Origin of the sequence: Pseudomonas wayambapalatensis (genome assembly GCF_049942315.1) — a bacterium.
Lineage (GTDB): Bacteria > Pseudomonadota > Gammaproteobacteria > Pseudomonadales > Pseudomonadaceae > Aquipseudomonas > Aquipseudomonas wayambapalatensis.
Map to the genome: position 1 here is coordinate 23,867 of NZ_JBNFMU010000181.1, position 6,000 is coordinate 29,866.

Genomic DNA, 6,000 nt, shown 5'->3' on the forward strand with positions numbered 1-6,000 from the left:
TCTGGCGCACTTGGCGATGACCTCGACTTCAATCACTTCGCAACGACCCCGCTGGCGCAGCCTGGCCCTGCTGGCCCTGTGCCTGGCTCCGCTGCTGTGGCCGCTGCATCATCTTGCCGAGCGCTACTACCAGGACCAACTGGCCTCGCAGAACCGCCAAACCCTCGACCTCTACGTCGCCAACCTGCTCGGCACCCTTCACCGCTACGAGACCCTGCCGCAGATCCTCGGCGACCTGCCGGCCCTGCGCGGCGTGCTGGCCGACCCGTTCAGGCTGGAGGCGGTGACCAACGCCAATCGCCTGCTGCGCGAGATCACCCAGCAGACCGGCGCCGAAGTGATGTACCTGATGGACGTCAGCGGCAACACCCTGGCCGCCTCCAACTGGGACAAGCGCGACAGCTTCGTCGGCCGCAACTTCGCCTTCCGCCCCTACTTCATCGAGGCGATGGAAGGGCGCCTGGGCCGCTTCTTCGGCCAGGGCACCACCTCGGCCAAGCGCGGCTACTTCTTCGCGGCAGCGGTGCGTGACGGCGAACGTGTAGTCGGCGTGCTGGTGGTCAAGGTCGACCTCGACCACACCGAAACCCTCTGGGGCCGCACCCCGGAACAATTGCTGCTGACCGACCAGTACGGCGTGGTGGTGCTCACTTCGCGCCCGGAATGGCGTTTCCGCGCTACCCGTGTACTGAGCGAAGCAGAACGCAAGGCGATGATCGCCATCCAGCCCTACCCGACCCAGGCACCGCAACCGCTGCGCCTGGAACCCGACGCCTGGCTGACCCAGACCCGCGATATCAAGGAGACCGGCTGGCAGGTGAGCATCCTTGCGCCGCGCATCCTGGTCGATCGCTCGGTGCAGACCGTCATGGCCATCGGCGCCGGTGCGCTGCTGGTGACCATGCTCCTGGCCGGGCTGGTGATGCAGCGCCGCCGCCACTACATGGATCGCATCGAACTGGAGGCTCGTGGCCGCCAGGAGCTGGAAAACCGCGTGGTGGCGCGCACCGCCGACCTCGAATGGCTGAACAATCGCCTGAAGAACGAAGTGCTGGAGCGCGAGCAGGCGCAGCAGGAACTGGTACGCGCCCAGGACGAGCTGGTCCAGGCCGGGAAACTGTCGGTGCTGGGCACCATGTCGGCGAGCATCAGCCACGAGCTCAACCAACCGCTGGCGGCGATCCGCAGCTACGCCGAGAACGCCGAGATCCTGCTCGACCACCAGCGCACCGAGGATGCCCGCGGCAACCTCAAGCTGATCGGCGAGCTGACCGGGCGCATGGCCTCGATCATCGCCCACCTGCGCGCCTTTGCTCGCCGCGACCGCCATGCCCCGGAAAGCGTGGCCCTGCAACCGGCGCTGGACGATGCCCTGGCCTTGCTGGCCAAGCGTCGTCGGGCCATGGCGGTGGAACTGATCCGCGATCTGCCGGATGCCACCTTATGGGTCCAGGCCGGTGAAACCCGCCTGCGCCAGGTGCTCGGCAACCTGCTGGCCAATGCCCTCGACGCACTCACGGAAAAAGCCAACCCTCGCCGCCTCTGGCTGAGTGCCGAGACGCGCGACGACTGCGTCTACCTGTACATTCGCGACAACGGCCCGGGCTTTACCCGGCAAGCGCTGGAGCACGCCAAGGAACCCTTCTTCACCACCAAGACCCGTACCCAGGGCCTTGGCCTGGGCCTGGCGATCTGCGAAAGCCTGATGCGCGCGCTCGGTGGCGAGTTGCTGATGGGCAACCACCCGGAAGGGGGCGCCCTGCTCACCCTGCAACTGCGCATGGCAGCACCCGGTGCCAACCTGAAACCTTCGGAGGATTCCTCGGCATGACCGAGACACTGATCGACAGTCAAACCCAGGTCATCCTGGTCGATGACGATCCGCACCTGCGCCAGGCCCTGAGCCAGACCCTGGACCTGGCAGGCCTCAAGGTTGCTACCCTGGCCGACGCCCAGGGCCTGGCCGAGCGCATCGAGCCCGACTGGCCCGGCGTGGTGGTCAGCGATATCCGCATGCCGGGTATCGACGGCCTGCAACTGCTGGAGCAACTGCACACACGGGACAACGAACTGCCTGTGCTACTGATCACCGGCCACGGCGACGTGCCGCTGGCAGTCCAGGCGATGCGTGCCGGGGCCTATGACTTCCTGGAAAAGCCCTTCGCCAGCGACGCCCTGCTCGACAGCGTGCGCCGGGCCCTGGCGCTGCGCCGCCTGGTGCTGGACAACCGCAGCCTGCGTCTGGCCCTGAGCGATCGCCAGCAGTTGTCGACACGGCTGGTCGGCCATTCACCGTCGATGCAGCGCCTGCGCGAACAGATCGGCGCCCTGGCCGGAACCCGCGCGGACGTGCTGATCCTCGGCGAGACCGGCGCCGGTAAAGAGGTGGTCGCGCGTGCCCTGCACGACCTGTCGAGCCGTCGGGACGGCCCGTTCGTGGCCATCAATGCCGGCGCCCTGGCCGAGTCGGTGGTCGAGAGCGAGCTGTTCGGCCATGAACCCGGCGCCTTCACCGGTGCGCAGAAGCGCCGTATCGGCAAGTTCGAATTCGCCAACGGCGGCACGCTGTTCCTCGACGAAATCGAGAGCATGAGCCTGGACGTGCAGGTCAAGCTGCTGCGCCTGCTGCAGGAGCGGGTGGTCGAGCGCCTGGGTGGCAACCAACTGATCCCGCTGGATATCCGCGTGATCGCCGCGACCAAGGAAGACCTGCGCCAGTCGGCCGACCAAGGGCGTTTCCGCGCCGACCTCTACTACCGCCTGAACGTCGCACCGCTGCGCATACCGGCCCTGCGCGAACGCGGCGACGACATCCTGGTGCTGTTCCAGCACTTCGCCGATGCCGCCAGCCAACGCCACGGCCTGGCACCGCACACCTTGCAACCGGCGCAGCGGGCCATGCTGTTGCGTCACGAATGGCCAGGCAACGTACGCGAGCTGCAGAACGCGGCAGAGCGCTTCGCCCTGGGCCTGGAGCTGGCCCTGGACGGCCAGGTGCCCCCTGCCACCGACAGCGCCGAACCGGCACGTGTCGGCAACCTCAGCGAGCAGGTCGAGCAGTTCGAACGCTCGCTGATCGCCGCCGAACTGAACCAGCCGCACAGTTCCATGCGCAGCCTCGCCGAAGCCCTCGGCATCCCGCGCAAAACGTTGCACGACAAGCTGCGCAAGCACGGCCTGAGCTTCGCCGACGGCAGCAGCCATGACGATCACGAGGAGCCGCGGCCATGACCACCGACAGCCAGTACCTGCAGGCAGTCCTGCACAGCGATATACCGCTGACACGAGAAATGGGCATGCAAGTCATCGACTGGCGCGAGCAGTGCCTGCGTCTGCAATTGCCGCTGGCGCCCAACGTCAACCACAAGAGCACCATGTTCGGCGGCAGCCTCTACTGCGCCGCCGTACTGGTCGGCTGGGGCTGGCTGCACCTGCGTTTGCGTGAGTTGGGGATCGATGACGGGCACATCGTCATCCATGAAGGGCAGATCAGTTATCCATTGCCGGTGACAGGCACGGCGGTAGCACGCTGCCCGGCGCCGGACGAAAAGGTCTGGGAGCGCTTCCTGACGATGTACCAGCGCCGCGGCCGGGCGCGCCTGACCCTGGAGACGATGGTGAGCAATGCGGGGAGTGAAGAGGCGGCAGTGAGATTCAGCGGGCAGTATGTGCTGCACCGCTGATCAGGCGAGGAGCGAGGCGGCTTCGGTAATTACTGCCCGATAGCCGCTGCAATGACTTTTTGCCGCCATGGCGCCTTGGCCGGCAGCGCCAGGAAGAACGGATTGAGCAGCGACTCCCGCGCCGGGTAGCGGAACGCCTGGCCATCCAGCCCGATCACCTCGCCCCCTGCCCCTTCGACCACCCCCTGCGCCGCCGCGGTATCCCACTGCGAGGTTGGCGCCAGGCGCGGGTAGAAATCGGCAGCGCCCTCGGCCAGCAGGCAGAACTTCAGCGAGCTGCCGATATTGGCCAGTTCCAGTTCGCCGACCTCGGCACCGAGCCCAGCCAGCAGGGCTTCCTGCTCGGGGCTGGTATGGCGACGGCTGGCAACCACGATGAAACGCCCATCGGCAGGTGGCGCGTTGCGCACGTGAATCGGCTGGGCGTCACCCTGGGGCTCGACGCGCCATGCACCCAGCGCCCGGCCACCGAAGTAGCAGCGGCCATTGGTCGGCATCGACACCACACCGAACACCACCTCACCGTTCTCGATCAGGGCGATGTTGACGGTGAATTCCTCGCTGCCGGCGATGAACTCCTTGGTGCCGTCCAATGGATCGACCAGCCACCAGCGCGTCCAGGCTTGGCGTGTCGCCAGCGGGATGTTGCAATCTTCCTCCGACAGCACCGGAATCTGCGGCGCCAGCGCTTGCAGGCCGTCGGCGATGACTCGGTGAGCAGCCAGGTCGGCGGCGGTCACCGGCGAGTCGTCGGCCTTGTTGGTGACTGCGACGCCAGAGCGCCAGAATGGCAGGATCGCCTCGCCCGCCAGTTGAGCGAGCTTGACCACTTCATGCATCAGTTGCAGGTCGTTCATGCGCTCAGCAGCCCCCGCTGGATCAGCAGGTCACGCGCCAGGTACAACGCCGCCAGCGCCCGGCCTTCACTGAACTGCGGGTGCATGGCCAGGGCCGAGAGCTCGCGCAGGTTGACCTTGTCGACGCGCATCGGCTCAGGCTCGTCGCCCTCCAGGCGCTCTTCGTACAGGTCGCTGGCCAGCACCACCTGGATCTTCTGGCTCATGTAGCCGGGCGACAGCGACAGCTCGGTGAGGTGCTCCAGTTGTCGTGCCCCGAAACCGGCTTCTTCCTTGAGCTCACGATCAGCGGCGGCCAGCACGTCCTCGCCCGGCTCGATCAGGCCCTTGGGCAGCGACAGTTCGTATTCATCGGTGCCGCCGCAGTATTCCTCGACCAGCACCGCATGCTCGGCGTCGAGCATCGCCACGATCATCACTGCACCATAACCGTTGCCCCGACCGACCAGGCGCTCGTAGGTGCGCTCGTTGCCATTGGAGAAGCGCAACTGCACCGCCTCGACCCGGAACAGGCGGCTGCTGGCGACGATCTCGCGACTGAGGACGGTGGGTTTCTGGCGCATGGGTGCGGCTCCTTGGCGTGAACGGGTTACTATACCGTGGCTTGCCGACCGATCGAGAAATTCCAATGCCTGTTCTGCCCTGGTCCACCATCGATACCGTCCTGCTGGACATGGACGGCACCCTGCTCGACCTGCACTACGACAATCGCTTCTGGCTCGAACACCTGCCCCAACGCTACGCCGAGCTGCATGGCGTGAGCCGCGCGATGGCCGAGCTGGAACTGCGGCCGCTGTTCGAGCTTCATGCCGGCACCCTGAACTGGTATTGCCTGGACTTCTGGAGCCGCGAACTGCGCCTGCCGATCCGCGAACTCAAGCGCGAGATCGCCGACCTGATCGCTCTGCGCCCGGACGCCGACACCTTCCTTGCCGCCATCGGCAAGGCCGGCAAGCGTGTGGTGATGATCACCAACGCCCACCGCGACTCACTGTCGCTGAAACTCGAAAAAGTGCAGCTTGCGCCGTATTTCGAACGGCTGATCAGCTCGCACGACTATGGCTACCCGAAAGAGAGCCCGCAGTTCTGGGATGCCCTGCGCGCCGATATCGGCTTCGAGCCCGCGCGCAGCCTGTTCATCGACGACACCCTGGCGATCCTGCGCAGTGCCCAGCGGTTCGGGGTGGGGCATCTGCTGGCAGTGCGGCAGCCCGATAGCCGGGCGGATGTGCGCGATACGCAGGAGTTCGCGGCGGTCGAGGATTACCGGGAATTGTTGCTGGGACTTTGAGGGCCTCATCTCGGGACAAGTCGGAGCGCCGAACCGCCGCTCCCACAAATATCACCCGGGTTTCAGGCGGGGGAGATATCCCTGTGAGAGCGGCGGTTCGGCGCTCCGACTTGTCCCGCGATGAGCGCAACACCGATCCTCAGTCCGGAATGCGCAGCACCTGCCCCGG

At 66.3% G+C, this 6,000-nt stretch carries 6 protein-coding genes; 4 read left to right on the forward strand and 2 right to left on the reverse strand.

Translation table 11 applies throughout. The annotated features are described in order from the left end of the window. Positions 1–16 precede the first annotated feature (16 nt). From ACPZMI_RS13400 to ACPZMI_RS13410, 3 genes are read left to right on the forward strand one after another with little or no spacing between them, the layout of a single operon-like run. Complete coding sequence (locus ACPZMI_RS13400; protein ID WP_186710216.1) at positions 17–1,831, forward strand: sensor histidine kinase; 1,815 nt, start codon at positions 17–19, stop codon at positions 1,829–1,831. Continuing rightward, positions 1,828–3,231 carry a sigma-54-dependent transcriptional regulator gene (locus ACPZMI_RS13405; protein WP_186667439.1) on the forward strand — a complete coding sequence of 468 codons (1,404 nt, stop codon included), beginning with the start codon at positions 1,828–1,830 and terminating at the stop codon, positions 3,229–3,231. Before ACPZMI_RS13400 ends, ACPZMI_RS13405 begins: the two co-directional genes overlap by 4 nt. Then, the gene (locus ACPZMI_RS13410) at positions 3,228–3,683 is read left to right on the forward strand and encodes a thioesterase domain-containing protein (protein ID WP_186667438.1); all 456 of its coding nucleotides are present in this window, start codon (positions 3,228–3,230) and stop codon (positions 3,681–3,683) included. The genes ACPZMI_RS13405 and ACPZMI_RS13410 overlap by 4 nt, the downstream gene beginning before the upstream one ends. A 29-nt stretch (positions 3,684–3,712) precedes the next feature. Here the strand turns inward: ACPZMI_RS13410 and cysQ are convergent, their stop codons facing one another. Together cysQ and nudE are read right to left on the reverse strand one after the other, a co-directional pair. Then, a complete protein-coding gene (cysQ, locus tag ACPZMI_RS13415; protein ID WP_426352402.1) occupies positions 3,713–4,540 on the reverse strand; it encodes a 3'(2'),5'-bisphosphate nucleotidase CysQ in 828 nt (275 codons plus the stop codon). After that, complete coding sequence (gene nudE, locus ACPZMI_RS13420) at positions 4,537–5,103, reverse strand: ADP compounds hydrolase NudE (protein ID WP_054891688.1); 567 nt, start codon at positions 5,101–5,103, stop codon at positions 4,537–4,539. Before nudE ends, cysQ begins: the two co-directional genes overlap by 4 nt. Before the next feature lie 65 nt (positions 5,104–5,168). Here nudE and yrfG point away from each other — a divergent pair, with 65 nt between their 5' ends. Continuing rightward, positions 5,169–5,831, forward strand: coding sequence for a GMP/IMP nucleotidase (gene yrfG / locus ACPZMI_RS13425; protein WP_186667436.1), 663 nt, complete (start codon positions 5,169–5,171; stop codon positions 5,829–5,831). Positions 5,832–6,000 lie beyond the last annotated feature (169 nt).